Below are 14,600 nucleotides of genomic sequence, written 5' to 3' on the forward strand. Positions count from 1 at the left end.
GTCGCTGACTTTCGCGTATCACTAATGCCGGATTTCAGCGGAAGCGCAAGGACGCCAGCCGTGGTGAAGACCTGGGGTCTGTTGAGGTTCAGGCCAGGGCGCGCCGAAAATGCCATTTGCAGGCCGCCATGGCCTGAATATCGACAGACCCTAGAACGGGTTCCAGGTCGCCTTCCGTGTCAGCTTCAGGTAGCCGACGTTGACGCCGAGCCGCGCGCCGACGCCGGTGCGCACGGGCACCAGCAGCACATCACCCTGCTTCAGCACATTGAAGCCGACACCGGCCACGACATAGGCCGAACCGGCGACGCCGACGAAGCGGTCGTAGAGCGCGTCGACCTGATCGAGGTTGTAGACCAGCATCATGATGCGCGAGCCTTCGCCGCCGAAATCGAAGCCCACCGACGGGCCTTGCCAGAACACTTTGTGATCGCCGGCATTCTTGGTGAACAGCTTGCCTTCGCCATAGGTGAGGCCGCCGACGAAGGCGCCGGAACCCTCCTCGCCGAGCACGTAGCCGTTCGGCAGTCCGTAGGAAGAGAAGATGGTCTCGATGGCCGTCGCCAGCCCGCCGGAGGTCGCGCCGAAGAAGCGGTGTCCCGAATCGACGATTTCCCGCGCCGTATATTCCTGTGCCTTGAGCGGCGTCGCCGCCAGGCTCATCGCGCCGATCAGCGTCGCAACGATCATCACAAGCCGGAACGCGAACCGGCCAAAAATTCGGGAATTCATGCTTCTGATCTCCGTCCGCGAGCGCTTCGCCGACGTCCCTGCCTTCGGCGGCTCTTGATGGCCGCTCGAGAAGTTCACCATGGCACCCTATGCCGTAATCCTTTTTCAACCATTAAGCTCTCACATGAAGATGGCGGTTCGAAGACCTGCTGGAACCGCCTTTTGCCTGCAAGCATCGTGTTTCCGGACGGCCGCATCCCGATCTGCCGGCCGGCCGGATTTGCCGATGGGTCAGGATGCCTTATAGCCAGACAGCCGCGAAACAGGCATGATTCGGGCAGGCCGGCACGGCGAGCGTGGCCTGCTCCGACATGAGGGGATCGCCGGGGAATGAACAATCGATGGCCGACATTCTGACGCTTTCCGCAGCCGATCTCGCAGCACTTCTCTGCAGCAGGGTTTGCCACGACATCATCTCGCCGGTCGGCGCGATCAACAACGGGCTCGAACTGCTGGATGAGGGCGGCGCCGACGAAGACGCCATGAACCTGATCCGCGCCAGCGCGCGCAACGCCTCGGCCAGGCTGCAATTCGCCCGCATCGCTTTCGGCGCCGCCGGATCGGCGGGAATGGTCATCGACACCGGCGACGCGGAATCGGTCGCCACCGCCTTCCTGCGCAACGAAAAACCCGAATTCGAATGGAACGGCCCGCGCTGGCTCTTGCCCAAGAACGTCGTCAAGCTGCTGCTCAACCTCGTGCTCATCGCCAATGCGGCGATCCCGCGCGGCGGCAGGATTTCCGTGAAGCTGGACGGCACCGACGGCAATCCGAAATTCACCGTCTCGGCGCGCGGGCCGATGCTGCGCGTGCCGCCGAAATTTCTGGAACTGCACTCCGGCAACCGGCCCGAGGAAGCGATCGACGCGCACGCCGTGCAGCCCTACTACACGCTGCTTCTGTCGCGGGAATCCGGCATGCCGATTTCGATCCATGCCACGGCCGACGAGATCGTCTTCTCCGCGTCGCGGCCCGAATGACGCGAAAGGATCGCGCGGCGGTTGAGATTCCGCAAATTTAGCGGAAACTTTACCTAAGACGTTCTCTCGATTTTTACCGGCTCTGTCCTAACGTCAGCGAGACCACGCCACGGCTTGTCGCTGGGCCGCGGATATGAGGGCTGAGGATGAAGCGCTGTATGTTCGTCGACGACTCGAGCGTCATCCGCAAGGTCGCCAAGCGCATCCTCAACGGTCCGGACATGGTGATGGTCGAGGCCGGCAGCGGGCTGGAAGCAATCGAGATGTGCCAGGCCGACATGCCGGATATCGTGATCGTCGATTCGGCGCTGCCGGATCTGCCGACGGTCGATGTCATCCGCCGCATCCGCGCCATCCCCAGCGCCATCGTCCCGCATATCGCCATCTGCCTGACCGAGATGGACGTGGCCGCCATCATGCGGGCGAAGCGCGCCGGCGCGCAGAGCTATATTCTGAAGCCCTTCAACCGCGCCCAGTTGCTGGAGCGGTTCCGCGCGATGAGCGAAGCGAAATCGGCGGCGGCATCGGCGGCTTGACTAGGACCGCCTGAAAACGGCCGCTCGCCCGCAAGGCGGGCGACGCTATTCGACGGGTTCGTTGGAATTGGCAGGCTCAGGCGGGGCGATCTTCGGGCCGGCCGCCTTTTCCGTTCAGGCGCTTTCGCGGATGTCTTCCGGCTCGCGCAGCACGTAGCCGCGGCCCCACACGGTCTCAATGAAATTCTGGCCGCCGGAGGCCGCGTCGAGCTTCTTGCGCAGCTTGCAGATGAAGACGTCGATGATCTTCAGTTCCGGCTCGTCCATGCCGCCATAGAGGTGGTTGAGGAACATTTCCTTGGTGAGCGTGGTCCCCTTGCGCAGCGAGAGCAGCTCCAGCATCTGGTATTCCTTGCCGGTCAGATGCACCCGCTGGCCGCCGACTTCCACCGTCTTGGCGTCGAGGTTGACGATCAAGTCGCCGGTGGCGATGACCGACTGGGCGTGGCCCTTCGAACGGCGGACGATGGCGTGGATGCGTGCCACGAGTTCGTCCTTGTGGAAGGGTTTGGTCATGTAGTCGTCGGCGCCGAAGCCCAGGCCGCGCACCTTGTCTTCGATGCCGGCCATGCCGGAAAGGATCAAGATCGGCGTCTTCACCTTAGAGAGCCGCAGCGTCCGCAGCACTTCGTAGCCGGACATGTCGGGCAGGTTAAGATCGAGAAGAATGATATCGTAGTCGTAGAGCTTGCCGAGATCGACGCCCTCCTCTCCGAGGTCCGTCGTGTAGACGTTGAAGCTCTCCGACTTCAGCATCAATTCGATGCTCTGGGCCGTCGCACTGTCGTCTTCAATCAGCAGAACGCGCATCTGATTCCCCTTTTCTGCTGCCGCACCGGCTTTCGCCCAGCCATGCGGTGCCGAAGCAGTGATTGCCTGGCCCAAAGCTGCCACCGAATGGTTAACAAAACCTGATTCCGGTTGGCAAGTCGCAAGTTCGCCTATCAGCCTTGGGGTATACACCATTGATTCAATTCGTGAATCATTCCTCGAAATGGCTTTCGCCGAACGTTAACAAACCGACCCAAGTGACTCATTCGACTCATCAACTCGGCTTCAACCGGAAACAACCGGATTTTTTTTACCGCGCCTTAAGCCCTGACGCGTATGATTAACAATGCGCGTAAATGAATGGTTACCACGCGCGAGATTTCTTAGGGTTTCGTTTCATTTCGTTAAGGAGCATCCCGGCGGAGCGAAACGAGCGGTTTTCTGACGAAGCGTTTAGGGTCTGTGTTGCGTTTCCGGAGTGTGGACATGAAGTCACGTGAGAACCTCGTTCGGCTGAAGCAGTTTCAGGTGAACGAAAAGCGCCGGCAGCTTGCGCAACTGGACATGATGATCGCCGAGTTCGAGCGCATGGCGAACGATCTCGAGGTGCAGATCGGCAGCGAGGAGAAGAAGGCGGGCATCACCGACGTCAATCATTTCGCCTATCCGACCTTCGCCAAGGCCGCGCGGCAGCGCCGCGACAACCTGAAAAACTCGCAAGGCGACCTCGCCGACCAGCGGACCACCGCGCTTGCCCTGCTGCGCGAGGCCGAAGCGGAGCTTTCCAAGGCGCAGATGCTGGAATCGCGCGACGGCAAGATGCGCGAGGCGGAGAGCCATCACGGCCGCAGCGCCATGATCGGCTGAACGGCGCAGACTCTCCCGCCGGAGCGACGAACTCCGGTCCAAAGCAAATGACCTTGCCGACGACGCTTCCCCGGTGCCAGCCTATCGGCTAAAGCGGCTCATATGCCGCTGCTTCTTCCGCTCATCCTGTTCGCCGCGACTTTCTGCTTCGCGCTCGGCATCATCCTTCCGCTCATCCAGGTCGACAGGCTGTTCGTCTTCACCGACGAGCCGTCGCTGATCGGCATCGTCAGCGGCCTGTGGAACGAGGGCGATATCCTGCTCGCCGCCGTCATCGGGCTCTTCTCGCTGGTCTTCCCGGCCTTCAAGCTGGTACTCCTGCACTGCGCCGCCTATGCGGAAAAGCACTCGCCGCGCATTCCCGCCTGGTTCAAAGCGCTCGCCAACTGGTCGATGCTGGATGTGGTGCTGGTGGCGCTGGTGGTGTTCGCGGCCAAGACCAGCGGCGTCGCCACGGCATTCAGCAAGCCCGGACTTTGGTTCTTCGCCGCCTCGGCGGTGCTGACCGCAACGGCCTCGACACTGGCGAAGCGCGGGGCTGCGGGACACTGAGGCCGCATGGCAGCCGGCGCATGTTCCAAGCGTTGAAGGTGAGGTTTTATACTTCTTCCAAAATACCTTCGCGCGCCCGCGCTTCCCGGATCTCGGGGGCATAAAGCTCCGCCCATGCCCGGATCTGGTTAAGCAGCGCGGCAAGGTTCTGCCCGAGCTCGGTCAGTTCGTATTCGACATGCGGCGGTATCACCGGGAACACTTCCCGCCGCACCAGCCCGTCGCGCTCCAGAACGCGCAGCGTCTGCGTCAGCATTTTTGGCGTGATGCCCTCCACCTTGCGGGCGATCTCGCCATAGCGCCGCCGGCCGGGCCTGAGCGAGCCGACCACCAGATAGACCCATTTGCTGGCCAGCATTTCCAGCACGGTGTGGGACATGCAGTCACGCCGGTAGGCGTCGTAGCCGAACGGCCTGTCGCAATCTTCACTATCCATAAGGTGCATATATATCGAAATAGTGCATACTGGACAAGCCGATATTACTTTCCAATTGATAGTGTCATCATCAGCCCAAGGAGATCATGATGCGTGCCATTGTCCAGACCACCGTCGGCGGACCGGAAGTCCTTACTGTATCGGAAGTCCCTACGCCTCGGCCTGTCGCCGGCCAGGTGCTGGTCAAGGTGAAGGCCGCTGGCGTCAACCCGGTCGATGTCGCGGTGCGCGCCGGCTACTATCCGCTGCTCGGCGAGCCGCCGTTCACCATCGGCTGGGATGTCGCCGGCACGGTCGAGGCGGTCGGCGACGGCGTCACGGCCTTCAAGGCGGGCGACGACGTTTTCGGCATGCCGTATTTTCCAAAACAGGCCGCCGCCTATGCCGAATATGCCGTCGCACCCGCCGACCAGCTTGCGACCAAGCCGAAGGCACTCGACTTCGACCAGGCCGGCGGCCTGCCGCTTGCCGGCCTGACCGCCTGGCAGGCGCTGGTCGACGCCGCCGATATCAAGGCGGGCCACCGGGTGCTGATCCATGCCGCCGCCGGCGGCGTTGGCCATCTGGCCGTGCAGATCGCCAAGGCGCAAAGTGCCTACGTGATCGCCACCGCAAGCACGGAAAAACTGGATTTCGTCCGCTCGCTCGGCGCCGACGAGGTGATCGACTACACCACCACCGATTTTACGACGGCCGTTCGCGACATCGACATCGTGCTTGAGCCAATTGGCGGCGACCATGCGGCGCTGTCGCTGAAGACGCTACGGCCTGGCGGCATCATCGCAGCGCTGCTGACACCGAGCGACGCCGCCAAGGCGGAGATCGACCGGAGCGGAGCACGGTTCGCGCGGGTCGGCGTGCGTCCCGATGGAACAGCGCTCGGGGAACTCGCGAAACTTGCCAACGCCGGCAAGCTCAAGGTGCACGTGGCAAAAGCTTTTCCGCTGGAACAGGCCGGCGCAGCCCACACCTTCCTCGGCACGAAGCCGATCGGCAAGGTGGTGCTGACCGCCTGAGCGCTACACTGGCGTCAGGCTTCGCAGAACGGAACAGTAGGTCGGCGGCTTATTGGTCCGGATCGCCCGGTCAGGCGCTCAGTTCTTGGCGCGCTCCACATACGCCCCGTCGGCGGTCATCACCACGATACGCGTGCCGACGCCGATATGCGGCGGCACGGCGGTGCGCACGCCGTTGGACAGCACCGCCGGTTTGTAGGACGACGACGCCGTCTGACCCTTGGTGACCGGCTCCGTCTCGACGACCTCGAAGGTCGCGCGCTGCGGCAGCACCATTGCGATCGCCACGCCATTGTGCAGCGAAAGCTGCACCGCCATGCCCTCCGACAGATAGGGCGCCTGGTCGGCGATATCGTCGGCCGGCACCGCCACCTGCTCATAGGTCTCGGGGTTCATGAAATGATACCCCTCGCCGTCGCCATAGAGGAAAGTGTGCTCACGGTCCTCCACATGGGCGCGCTCCACCTGCTCGGTGGTGCGGTAGCGCTCGGAGACTTTCACCCCGTCGGAAATGCGGCGCATGTCGAGCTGGGTCACAGGGGTGCCCTTGCCGGGGTGAATGTTCTCGGCGAACAGGATGACATAAAGCTTGCCGTCCTTGTCGACGACATTGCCTTTACGCAGGGAACTGGCGATCACCTTCACGGGCTCAATCCTAATCAAGACAGGTCGGAGCGAACCGACCGAAGAAGCGTTTGCGTGCGGCCTACAACATCTTTATGGCCGCCGCCAGTCACCTTAGCGACGGAGACCGCCCTTCCATGACCGAAGCCTCGCCCTGGTGGACGCCGCACGTCCATGCCGATCGCCGTCCAAGGCTGCTTGCGCGCAACGCCATTGCCGCCGCCATGCGCGACTGGTTCGCGCGCCGCGACTTCGTCGAGGTCGAGACCACGTCGCTACAGATCTCGCCCGGCAACGAGACGCATCTGTCGGCCTTCGCCACCGAGGCGGTCCGCCCCGACACGACGCGCCAGCCGCTCTATCTGCACACCTCGCCGGAGTTCGCCTGCAAGAAGCTGCTCGCCGCCGGCGAGAAACGCATCTTCAGTTTTGGCCCGGTCTGGCGCAACCGCGAGCGCGGCCCCCTGCACCATCCCGAATTCACGATGATCGAGTGGTACAGGGTTGGCGAGACCTATGAGACATTGATGGACGATTGCGCGGCGCTGCTGGCGCTCGCCGCCGAGCGGGCCGGAGCGAAACATTTCGCCTTCCGCGACCGCGAGGCCGATCCCTTCGCCGAGCCGGAACGGCTGACGGTGAACGACGCTTTTCTGCGTCACGCGGGCATCGACCTCCTGGCCACGGTAGCGTCCGATGGCAAAACCGACCGCGATGCTCTGCATGCCGCCGTCGCGCAAGCCGGCATGCGCACCGCGCCCGACGATACCTGGTCCGACCTGGTCAGCCGCGTGATGGTCGAAAGCGTCGAGCCCGCGCTGGGCCAGGGCCGCGCCACCATCCTCTACGAATACCCGATCCCGGAAGCCGCACTTGCCCGCCCAAGTCCCCGCGATCCGCGTGTCGCCGAACGCTTCGAGCTCTATTGCTGCGGCGTCGAACTCGCCAATGCCTTCGGCGAGCTCACCGACCCCGACGAGCAGCGCCGGCGGTTTTCGGCCGACATGGACGAGAAGGAAAAAATCTACGGCGAGCGCTATCCGATCGACGAGGATTTTCTGAACGCACTGACGTTCATGCCGGAATCCAGCGGCATCGCGCTGGGTTTCGACCGGCTGGTCATGCTGGCGACCGGCGCGCGCCGCATCGAGGACGTGATCTGGACGCCGGTGGCTGATTAGTTAAGGAGCAGGCAAGCGGTGCCGGCCGATCAATGCCGGTATTGCTGGATCCGCGTGGTGCGCAGGCCGGCCAAGCCGTATTCGTCGATCGACGCCTGCCAGGACAAAAATTCCTCGGTGGTCAGCTTGTAGCGCTGGCAGGCCTCCTCGAGGCTGAGCAGCCCGCCCCGAACGGCGGCAACAACCTCGGCCTTGCGGCGAATGACCCACCGGCGCGTATTCGATGGCGGCAAATCGGCAATTGTCAGAGGGCTGCCGTCCGGCCCAATGACATACTTAACACGCGGCCTTACCAGATCGGTCATCGTACTCTCTACAATATTCACAGACCTAATCGTGCCCAGACTAGCGCCACAGCTTTAAAAATTGCCTAAGCACCTCAGACAAGCGTAGGGACACCTGCCTCAACAGTTCCTTTCACTCGGTGAGAAAATTTTAACGATTTCGTCGGGCGCGCAAACATGCAAGCAGGTTCAATGACTTGCGAAAGATTGCGCCTCGATCTTTTTGGGTTGCGAAGGTCGCTTGCAGCAACCTGGGGTCCTAGCCCTGCACCACTGCTTTTGCATTTAGCCGTCAAAAGGTGTCATCTTCAAAGAAGTCGCCCCGCGTGAAACGGCTGAGGAGGAGATCGGAATTGTCGCCCCGCCGCACTTCCGTCATCTCAAGGCGAAGCAGGCCGAAGGCCGTCGCGGAGACCCTGGGATGCACGCCATACCGCTGACAATATGTTCCGGCGGCGCCGAAAGGGGCCATGAACCGCCAAAACGGGGATGAAAAATGCGCCGCCAGAAAGAAATTTTTTATCGAGGCGATTTTTAACCTCGCCAACCCATTGAAATCGCTCAAAGGCGATTCTTCGGTGCGGGCGCCTTCTGAAAAATTTACGCAGATCTCATCCCCGCCCCCAAAACCTGCCGCATAATCCTCCGCAGTTTCTCCCGCCGGGAACGCTTCCGGAGTCGTTCGAAAGCGGGGAGAGACCGGCGCCTCCGTCATGTTGCCGACGAAGCGGCATGGCCGGGGAGGTTTTGTCCGAAGGTTCCTCCCCCGACACTACGGTCGGGGCGCACTGGACGAGTGCTTAAGACCGGGCCAGCCGAGGCGAAAATGCCGGAGCCGGAGCAAGGCGAAGCGGAACGGGACGAGGCCAAAAATCGCCGGCGGGCGCAGGAAGCTGCGCCGTATCCAATTCTAGTGAGGCAAGGCTTTTTGCGCCCGCTTCCCGACTTCTCCCTCCGCGGCAGGAGCGTTCTTTGAAAATGGCCAGGGCCGAAGGGCAGCGTGGCAGTGAAAAGTGTTGGCCGAAGGCCAGGAAAAGCCAATGGCGAGCTTGCGAACGCTCTTCTAACGACGAACGGTGAAATGCCGGTTCGCCCATCGGGCGAATTGAAAGGATCCAGTGGACCTTTCAAAGGCTTTGAATGCCCAAAGGGCAGGAAGCGATAGCGGAGGGCAGGAGGTTGCACGCAGGGCGCTCCAGCGGAAAAGGCAGGTCGCCCGATGGTTGCACAGGAGTGGCGGCGAAGCTTTGCTTGACCTATATTCGCGTCCTTGGCATGAAACGCCGGTCCAAAACCTTGGAAAACGCCTCATGAACAGCCTCGATCTGCCGGGAAGGCCCGAGGACACCCGCATCGTCGTGGCGATGTCGGGTGGCGTCGACTCGTCGGTGGTCGCCGGCATCCTGAAGCGCGAAGGCTACGACGTCGTCGGCGTGACGCTGCAGCTTTACGATCACGGCGCCGCCACACACCGCGCCGGCTCCTGCTGCGCCGGCCGCGACATCGACGACGCACGCCGCGTCTCCGAGACGCTTCAAATCCCGCATTACGTGCTCGACTATGAGGAGCGATTCCGCAAGGCGGTCATCGACCCCTTCGCCGAAAGCTACGTCGCCGGCGAGACGCCGATCCCCTGCGTGTCGTGCAACCAGACGGTCAAGTTTGCCGACCTTCTCGAGACCGCGCGCGACCTCGGCGCCGCCGCTCTCGCCACCGGCCACTATATCCGCAGCCGTGCGAACGGCGCGCACCGGGCGCTTTTTCGTCCGGTCGACGCCGACCGCGACCAGAGCTATTTCCTGTTCGCCACCACGCAGGAGCAGATCGACTATCTGCGCTTTCCGCTCGGCGGCCTGTCCAAGCCGGAGGTGCGCGCCATCGCCGCCGGCCTCGGCCTGACTGTCGCCGACAAGCAGGACAGCCAGGACATCTGCTTCGTGCCGCAGGGAAAATATTCCGACATCATCTCGAAGCTGAAGCCCGCCGCCGCCAATCCCGGCGAGATCGTCCACATCGACGGCCGCGTGCTCGGCCGCCACGAAGGCATATTGCGCTACACGATCGGCCAGCGCCGCGGCATCGGCATCGCATCCGGCGAGCCGCTCTATGTCGTGCATCTCGACGCCGAGCGCGCCCGCGTCATCGTCGGCCCGCGCGAGGCGCTGGAGACCAGAAAAGTCTATCTGCGCGCCATGAACTGGCTGGGAGACGAGGACCTCGACGCGGCCGGCGCCCGGGGCATCGAACTCTTCGCAAAGGTCCGCTCGACCCGGCCGCCCCGCCCGGCGATGCTCTACCGCCGCAACGGCGTCACCTGGGTTGAACTTGCCGAAGGCGAGTCCGGCATCGCGCCCGGCCAGGCCTGCGTGCTTTATGGCGACGATTCCAACGAGGCCCGCGTGCTCGGCGGCGGTTTTATCGAGCGCTCCGAGCGCGGCGCCCAGGCCGAGGCCATGCTGGCGAAGCTCGCCGCTCCCGCGCATATCGCCGCGGAGTAGGCCGCCCTGCCGCTGAAGCCAGCCTCGACGGTCTGCCGATCGTTGCGTCAGGTATGCGCGATCGTCCCGGCGGTCAGGATGCGCAGCACCTCGATGCCTTCCTCGCCGCTGGTGCGCGGCGGCTCACGGGTCTGGATGCAGTGGATGAAATGCTCCAGCTCGCGCGTCAGCGGCATGCCGTCCTCGACCGGCACATAGGTGGGCTCGTTGGTGGTGGCGAGCCATTGCCCGCTGTCCTGCCAGACCTCGTGGCGATAAACGGCGAGTTTTCGCTCCCATGGCTCGACATCGTCGAACACCGCCATCGCCTTGGTGCCGACCACCGTCAGCCGACGCTCGCGGTATGGGTTGAGCCGCGAGGTGAAAAGGTGGCCGCGCAGGCCGCCCGGAAAATGCATGTGCAGATGGGCGAAGTCGCTGAGCCGATCGAGAAGTGCTGCGCCCTCGCCGCGCACATCCGTCGGCGCCTGGCCGGTAATGGCGAGAATCATCGACAGATCGTGCGGCGCCAGATCCCACAGCGCATCGTTTTCCGTATGGAATTTGCCGAGGCCGAGCCGGTGCGAATGGATGTATTTTACGACACCCAGCTCGCCGTCGTCGATCAGCGCCTTCAGCTTTTCGAAGGCCGGATGGAAACGCAGCACATGGCCGGTCATGAAGATGCGGTCGTTCCGTTCGGCTGCCGCCACCGCGCGCTCGGCGTCGGGAACGGTGAGCGCGATCGGTTTTTCGACCAGCACGTCCTTCCCAGCCTCGACGGCGCGCACCGCCTGCTCGGCATGGAACTGCGGCGGCAGCGCCATCACCACGGCGTCGACATCGTCACGCGAAAACAGTTCCGACGGTGCAATCGCCAGGCAATCGTGCTCGACGGCGAAACCTTCGGCGCGCGCGGCGTTGACGTCGGAGACGGCGGTGAGGACGCCCAGACCCTTCAGCGTACGGACATGGTTCGCCCCCCAGTATCCGCAACCCAGGACGGCGATGCTTGGCTTCATCAAATCGAAAACTCTGGGGCGGGCATCTGCTGGCGGACAATCTGGCCGGGCAGACATAGCCACGCGCGCATTTGAACTCAAGTCCATGCCATGCACGATTGATTTCAGCCGAAAACGTCGCTTCACCAACGGCAGCGACGCTCACCGGCAAGGGAAAGCCGGGACCGACTGCCCGCACAATCGCCTGATGCCGGGCAACTACCTCCGCCATCCGTTGAAGCCGGGAACTCGAAGTCCGTTGCCCCGAACAGACTCCGCTTGGGATGGCGTCCAAAGTCGATGGCGGTATCCGGCGGAAGCAAGCAGCGGAATTTTCGCGTGACTTGCTGGGGGAAGCAGCGTCTTCATCACGGCCCCGTCCCGCGAGATCCCGCCTCCGCGACTCGCATCCTGCCCGGCTCGCATCTTCGATGCCGCCGCGCGCTTGACAGGCGCTGCCCGCCGCCCCTATACCGCCGCTGCCTTTGCTTGCGGCGCAGTTTGCGCCCGCTGCGGCTTTGGCGGAGTAGCTCAGTTGGTTAGAGCACGGGAATCATAATCCTGGGGTCGGGGGTTCGAGTCCCTCCTCCGCTACCAAAAATTTCCTAGTAGATTCAATATCTTACCATCCAGTGATGGCTGCCGTAGCGGCCATTTCATGTCGCATCATGTTGCGACTAATTTCCCTGTGTTTTCAACGATTCCCCGAAATTCCCGGCGACTCCGTGCGACATGAACGCGACATGGATTCGGTCCGGATTCCCTTTGCTCACAACGGAAAAGGAACCTAAGAAATGCTCGGTCTATCGTGGTTTCAAATCCTCTGGCTCTGGCCGGTATGGTTCGTCCTGCTCCTCGGCTTGGTGCATGTGCTCCAATACATTTGCGAGGAGATTCAGTTCGGCAGCGATGCCGGATACATGCGGGACTACAATCGGTTCATGGATGACGCTCGTAATCGCGGATTGAATTATCGCGAGAGCATGGATGAACTGGAGGTGCGCACCTCCCTCGCGAAGCTTCGCCGGGTAGCCTCGGATGCCGTCGCGACGAACCCAATGCACTGGAAGGCGGAACTCGACGGCGCCGTTGAGATCGTGGGTAAGGAATTACAGGATAGCCGCCCCGATCTGGTCCCAGTGTTCGCTGCGACAATCCGCGGTCTCGATTACGGCAGCATTTTATACCCGCACGAAGCCAAGCTCGTGGACCGACAATATCGGAACTGGCGACCAAGCACTGATATGGATGATCAGGATATGCGTGCCGCACTTCGAATCGCGAGATAGCCCTATCGATCTCTATGGCCTTATGAGCCGGGGCGCGCCCCGGCTTTTTCTTTTTCAGATATTTTTTGTGCCGCGCACTGGCGTTACGCGCGATTGAGCCACTAGCACCAAGAGTCCCGGATCTCGAAAACGATACCCTACAGAAGATGGGGTGTCGCATGAACCTTCACTATCAATCCAGCCATGCCGGGGTGCACGTCGCCCTGGCCCACTATCTCGCCAAGGCAAACGGAAGCCCATCCGTTGCCGCCATCTTGGCCGAACAGAACCACGCCCCGACGCCCGTCGTTGAACTGCTGAAAGCCGCCGTTCCTGCCGGAACGATTGGCGATGCGGCATGGGCTGGTGGTCTCGCAGATCTGCCCGGCGCCACCACGACGTTTCTGCAACAGCTTGGGGGGCGCTCTGCATTCGCCGCTCTTGTCGATGCGGGCGTGCTCACACGGGCGCCCCTGCGTAGCCGTGTAGGCGCCACAGCAACCGGGATCGTAGCCGGCGCCATTGAGGAAGGACACGCTCGCCCTGTGGGGAAGATCACGCTCAATGGCGATTCGCTCACCCCGCGCAAGGTTGGCGCGCTTGTCGTGGTTAGTCGCGATATCGTTGAATCTCAGAGCGCGGCCAGTCAGGCGTTTTTGAGCCGCGTCCTCCGCCGCAGCATCGCTCAGGCGATTGATGTCGGCTTCTACGAGGCGCTGGTGACCAGTGGCACCACCCAGTTCCCTTCGTCAGGGCCGGGCCCCGACGATATCCGCGCCGACGTCCAAGCCTTGCTCAATGCGATCAACGATGGGCAGGGCCGACTTGCCTTCGTTGCCAGTGTCGACGTCGCCAATGCCGCCGTCATGGTTGACGATCACCATGGCGGGACTTCGCCGGAAGGTCTCAGCGAATTCTTCGGCCTGCCATTTGCGGTGTCGTCCGGGCTTCCTGCCGGCACTCTCGTGCTGTTGAACGGCGACAAGATCGCAGCCGATATCGAGTCCATCGTGCTTGATGTCAGCCGTCACGGCACCGTCGAGATGTCGGACACACCTACCAACAATGCCGTCACCGGGACCGGCGCTCAGCAGGTTTCATTGTGGCAGACGAATAGCGTGGGGATCGCGGTCACCGGGATCTATGGCGCCGCCGTAGGTGCGCCCGATGCCCTTGGCATCCTCACCGATATCGAGTGGGGGCAAGAGGCGTCGTCATGATCGATCAGCGCGTGGTAGAAACGATTTTGGAAGTCGTGGCCGACACCATGCGTGAGCAGGCCGCAGAGCAGCAGCGCTCCATCGCTGCGCTTGCTGCGCGCCTCAATGCGCTGGAGGCGCTGGCAGCGGCCCAGCCCAAGCCACGGCTCCGCGTCCCTGCCGGCAAGCAGGAGGCAGCACCGTGACACCGGAGCAGCAGGAAGAGTTTGAGCGGGATCTGTCGGCGGACGTCGCGGATTTGGTGAGCCGTTACGTCCTGCGTGTCGTGGAGCCTTTGCGCCTCCGCTTGGAGCGGTTGGAAGATCAGATGCGCGCGTTGCGGGATATCCATGAAAGGCAAGGAAATGACGCCTGAAGAATTGCAACTTGTCCACTCGGTCATTGGAGAAGCCGTCACAAAAATCGTCGCCGAAAGCGTCGGGCCGTTGGCCGGCGCCGTTGCCCGCTCCCGCGAACAGGCGGAGCGTAACCAACAACGGCTGCTTGAACTGCACCGTGTGGTTACTCGCCTCGTTGAAGCGCAGCACGGGACGATCAGACGCGAAGGGAACTGAGATCAGCCGGCATGCGTGAGCGTCCTTGATGCCGACTGGGTCGCGGCGGCTGCGGTGTGGACGACCGCCGTGGTCGCCGTGATCACCCTAGGGGGGTGGGT

At 62.7% G+C, this 14,600-nt stretch carries 19 protein-coding genes and 1 tRNA gene; 13 read left to right on the forward strand and 7 right to left on the reverse strand.

Annotation, left to right across the window (positions count from 1 at the left end; translation table 11 throughout):
- Nucleotides 1–150: 150 nt before the first annotated feature.
- On the reverse strand, nt 151–690 hold the full coding sequence (locus ACH196_RS25185; protein ID WP_396649721.1) for a DUF1134 domain-containing protein: 540 nt from the start codon (nt 688–690) through the stop codon (nt 151–153).
- A gap of 383 nt (nt 691–1,073) precedes the next feature.
- Here ACH196_RS25185 and chpT point away from each other — a divergent pair, with 383 nt between their 5' ends.
- Together chpT and ACH196_RS25195 are read left to right on the forward strand one after the other, a co-directional pair.
- Nucleotides 1,074–1,712 (forward strand): histidine phosphotransferase ChpT, encoded by a 639-nt coding sequence (gene chpT, locus ACH196_RS25190; RefSeq protein WP_396649676.1) that lies wholly within the window; start codon nt 1,074–1,076, stop codon nt 1,710–1,712.
- Nucleotides 1,713–1,858: 146 nt separating this feature from the next.
- Nucleotides 1,859–2,248: a PleD family two-component system response regulator gene (locus ACH196_RS25195; protein WP_396649677.1), complete on the forward strand. Its 390-nt coding sequence runs from the start codon at nt 1,859–1,861 to the stop codon at nt 2,246–2,248.
- Nucleotides 2,249–2,362: 114 nt separating this feature from the next.
- Here the strand turns inward: ACH196_RS25195 and ctrA are convergent, their stop codons facing one another.
- Complete coding sequence (gene ctrA / locus ACH196_RS25200; protein ID WP_349003330.1) at nt 2,363–3,058, reverse strand: response regulator transcription factor CtrA; 696 nt, start codon at nt 3,056–3,058, stop codon at nt 2,363–2,365.
- Between the two features lie 447 nt (nt 3,059–3,505).
- Between ctrA and ACH196_RS25205 the strand changes: the two genes are divergently transcribed.
- Nucleotides 3,506–3,886 (forward strand): flagellar export protein FliJ, encoded by a 381-nt coding sequence (locus tag ACH196_RS25205; protein WP_396649678.1) that lies wholly within the window; start codon nt 3,506–3,508, stop codon nt 3,884–3,886.
- Between the two features lie 102 nt (nt 3,887–3,988).
- A complete protein-coding gene (locus ACH196_RS25210; RefSeq protein WP_396649679.1) occupies nt 3,989–4,438 on the forward strand; it encodes a paraquat-inducible protein A in 450 nt (149 codons plus the stop codon).
- 46 nt (nt 4,439–4,484) lie between these two features.
- Here ACH196_RS25210 and ACH196_RS25215 read toward each other — a convergent pair whose 3' ends face one another.
- Nucleotides 4,485–4,874: a winged helix-turn-helix transcriptional regulator gene (locus tag ACH196_RS25215; protein ID WP_396649680.1), complete on the reverse strand. Its 390-nt coding sequence runs from the start codon at nt 4,872–4,874 to the stop codon at nt 4,485–4,487.
- An 89-nt stretch (nt 4,875–4,963) separates the two neighbouring features.
- Between ACH196_RS25215 and ACH196_RS25220 the strand changes: the two genes are divergently transcribed.
- Entirely contained in the window at nt 4,964–5,890 is a 927-nt protein-coding gene (locus ACH196_RS25220; protein ID WP_396649681.1) for an NADP-dependent oxidoreductase, read from the forward strand.
- Between the two features lie 78 nt (nt 5,891–5,968).
- Here the strand turns inward: ACH196_RS25220 and efp are convergent, their stop codons facing one another.
- The gene (efp, locus tag ACH196_RS25225; protein ID WP_396649682.1) at nt 5,969–6,535 is read right to left on the reverse strand and encodes an elongation factor P; all 567 of its coding nucleotides are present in this window, start codon (nt 6,533–6,535) and stop codon (nt 5,969–5,971) included.
- 116 nt (nt 6,536–6,651) lie between these two features.
- Here efp and epmA point away from each other — a divergent pair, with 116 nt between their 5' ends.
- Nucleotides 6,652–7,695 carry an EF-P lysine aminoacylase EpmA gene (gene epmA, locus ACH196_RS25230; RefSeq protein WP_396649683.1) on the forward strand — a complete coding sequence of 348 codons (1,044 nt, stop codon included), beginning with the start codon at nt 6,652–6,654 and terminating at the stop codon, nt 7,693–7,695.
- Nucleotides 7,696–7,724: 29 nt separating this feature from the next.
- Here the strand turns inward: epmA and ACH196_RS25235 are convergent, their stop codons facing one another.
- Entirely contained in the window at nt 7,725–8,000 is a 276-nt protein-coding gene (locus ACH196_RS25235; RefSeq protein WP_026227425.1) for a DUF1153 domain-containing protein, read from the reverse strand.
- Between the two features lie 271 nt (nt 8,001–8,271).
- On the reverse strand, nt 8,272–8,694 hold the full coding sequence (locus ACH196_RS25240; protein ID WP_396649684.1) for a hypothetical protein: 423 nt from the start codon (nt 8,692–8,694) through the stop codon (nt 8,272–8,274).
- A 595-nt stretch (nt 8,695–9,289) separates the two neighbouring features.
- Between ACH196_RS25240 and mnmA the strand changes: the two genes are divergently transcribed.
- Nucleotides 9,290–10,477, forward strand: coding sequence for a tRNA 2-thiouridine(34) synthase MnmA (gene mnmA, locus ACH196_RS25245; protein ID WP_396649685.1), 1,188 nt, complete (start codon nt 9,290–9,292; stop codon nt 10,475–10,477).
- 47 nt (nt 10,478–10,524) lie between these two features.
- Here mnmA and ACH196_RS25250 read toward each other — a convergent pair whose 3' ends face one another.
- Entirely contained in the window at nt 10,525–11,478 is a 954-nt protein-coding gene (locus ACH196_RS25250) for a Gfo/Idh/MocA family protein (protein WP_396649686.1), read from the reverse strand.
- Between the two features lie 499 nt (nt 11,479–11,977).
- Between ACH196_RS25250 and ACH196_RS25255 the strand changes: the two genes are divergently transcribed.
- From ACH196_RS25255 to ACH196_RS25280, 6 genes are all read left to right on the forward strand, one after another.
- A tRNA-Met gene (locus ACH196_RS25255) sits at nt 11,978–12,054 on the forward strand.
- Between the two features lie 197 nt (nt 12,055–12,251).
- Entirely contained in the window at nt 12,252–12,746 is a 495-nt protein-coding gene (locus tag ACH196_RS25260) for a hypothetical protein (RefSeq protein WP_396649687.1), read from the forward strand.
- Nucleotides 12,747–12,904: 158 nt separating this feature from the next.
- Nucleotides 12,905–13,945: a phage major capsid protein gene (locus tag ACH196_RS25265; protein WP_396649688.1), complete on the forward strand. Its 1,041-nt coding sequence runs from the start codon at nt 12,905–12,907 to the stop codon at nt 13,943–13,945.
- Nucleotides 13,942–14,130, forward strand: a complete 189-nt coding sequence (locus ACH196_RS25270; protein ID WP_396649689.1) for a hypothetical protein — start codon at nt 13,942–13,944, stop codon at nt 14,128–14,130. Before ACH196_RS25265 ends, ACH196_RS25270 begins: the two co-directional genes overlap by 4 nt.
- Nucleotides 14,127–14,300 carry a hypothetical protein gene (locus ACH196_RS25275; RefSeq protein ID WP_396649690.1) on the forward strand — a complete coding sequence of 58 codons (174 nt, stop codon included), beginning with the start codon at nt 14,127–14,129 and terminating at the stop codon, nt 14,298–14,300. Before ACH196_RS25270 ends, ACH196_RS25275 begins: the two co-directional genes overlap by 4 nt.
- Nucleotides 14,275–14,499 carry a hypothetical protein gene (locus tag ACH196_RS25280; protein ID WP_396649691.1) on the forward strand — a complete coding sequence of 75 codons (225 nt, stop codon included), beginning with the start codon at nt 14,275–14,277 and terminating at the stop codon, nt 14,497–14,499. The genes ACH196_RS25275 and ACH196_RS25280 overlap by 26 nt, the downstream gene beginning before the upstream one ends.
- Nucleotides 14,500–14,600 lie beyond the last annotated feature (101 nt).

Origin of the sequence: Mesorhizobium sp. IMUNJ 23232, from assembly GCF_044326205.1 — a bacterium.
In the GTDB taxonomy this organism is placed as follows: domain Bacteria; phylum Pseudomonadota; class Alphaproteobacteria; order Rhizobiales; family Rhizobiaceae; genus Kumtagia.

Bases quoted from the DNA above. Each gene is read 5' to 3' on its own strand.
- ACH196_RS25210 (WP_396649679.1), top strand. From the start codon at position 3,989: ATGCCGCTGCTTCTTCCGCTCATCCTGTTCGCCGCGACTTTCTGCTTC.
- ACH196_RS25250 (WP_396649686.1), bottom strand. From the start codon at position 11,478: ATGAAGCCAAGCATCGCCGTCCTGGGTTGCGGATACTGGGGGGCGAAC.
- mnmA (WP_396649685.1), top strand. From the start codon at position 9,290: ATGAACAGCCTCGATCTGCCGGGAAGGCCCGAGGACACCCGCATCGTC.
- epmA (WP_396649683.1), top strand. From the start codon at position 6,652: ATGACCGAAGCCTCGCCCTGGTGGACGCCGCACGTCCATGCCGATCGC.
- ACH196_RS25235 (WP_026227425.1), bottom strand. From the start codon at position 8,000: ATGACCGATCTGGTAAGGCCGCGTGTTAAGTATGTCATTGGGCCGGAC.
- ACH196_RS25205 (WP_396649678.1), top strand. From the start codon at position 3,506: ATGAAGTCACGTGAGAACCTCGTTCGGCTGAAGCAGTTTCAGGTGAAC.
- ACH196_RS25195 (WP_396649677.1), top strand. From the start codon at position 1,859: ATGAAGCGCTGTATGTTCGTCGACGACTCGAGCGTCATCCGCAAGGTC.
- ACH196_RS25280 (WP_396649691.1), top strand. From the start codon at position 14,275: ATGAAAGGCAAGGAAATGACGCCTGAAGAATTGCAACTTGTCCACTCG.
- ACH196_RS25265 (WP_396649688.1), top strand. From the start codon at position 12,905: ATGAACCTTCACTATCAATCCAGCCATGCCGGGGTGCACGTCGCCCTG.
- ACH196_RS25220 (WP_396649681.1), top strand. From the start codon at position 4,964: ATGCGTGCCATTGTCCAGACCACCGTCGGCGGACCGGAAGTCCTTACT.
- ACH196_RS25270 (WP_396649689.1), top strand. From the start codon at position 13,942: ATGATCGATCAGCGCGTGGTAGAAACGATTTTGGAAGTCGTGGCCGAC.
- ACH196_RS25215 (WP_396649680.1), bottom strand. From the start codon at position 4,874: ATGGATAGTGAAGATTGCGACAGGCCGTTCGGCTACGACGCCTACCGG.
- ctrA (WP_349003330.1), bottom strand. From the start codon at position 3,058: ATGCGCGTTCTGCTGATTGAAGACGACAGTGCGACGGCCCAGAGCATC.
- ACH196_RS25185 (WP_396649721.1), bottom strand. From the start codon at position 690: ATGATCGTTGCGACGCTGATCGGCGCGATGAGCCTGGCGGCGACGCCG.
- ACH196_RS25240 (WP_396649684.1), bottom strand. From the start codon at position 8,694: ATGACGGAGGCGCCGGTCTCTCCCCGCTTTCGAACGACTCCGGAAGCG.
- chpT (WP_396649676.1), top strand. From the start codon at position 1,074: ATGGCCGACATTCTGACGCTTTCCGCAGCCGATCTCGCAGCACTTCTC.
- ACH196_RS25260 (WP_396649687.1), top strand. From the start codon at position 12,252: ATGCTCGGTCTATCGTGGTTTCAAATCCTCTGGCTCTGGCCGGTATGG.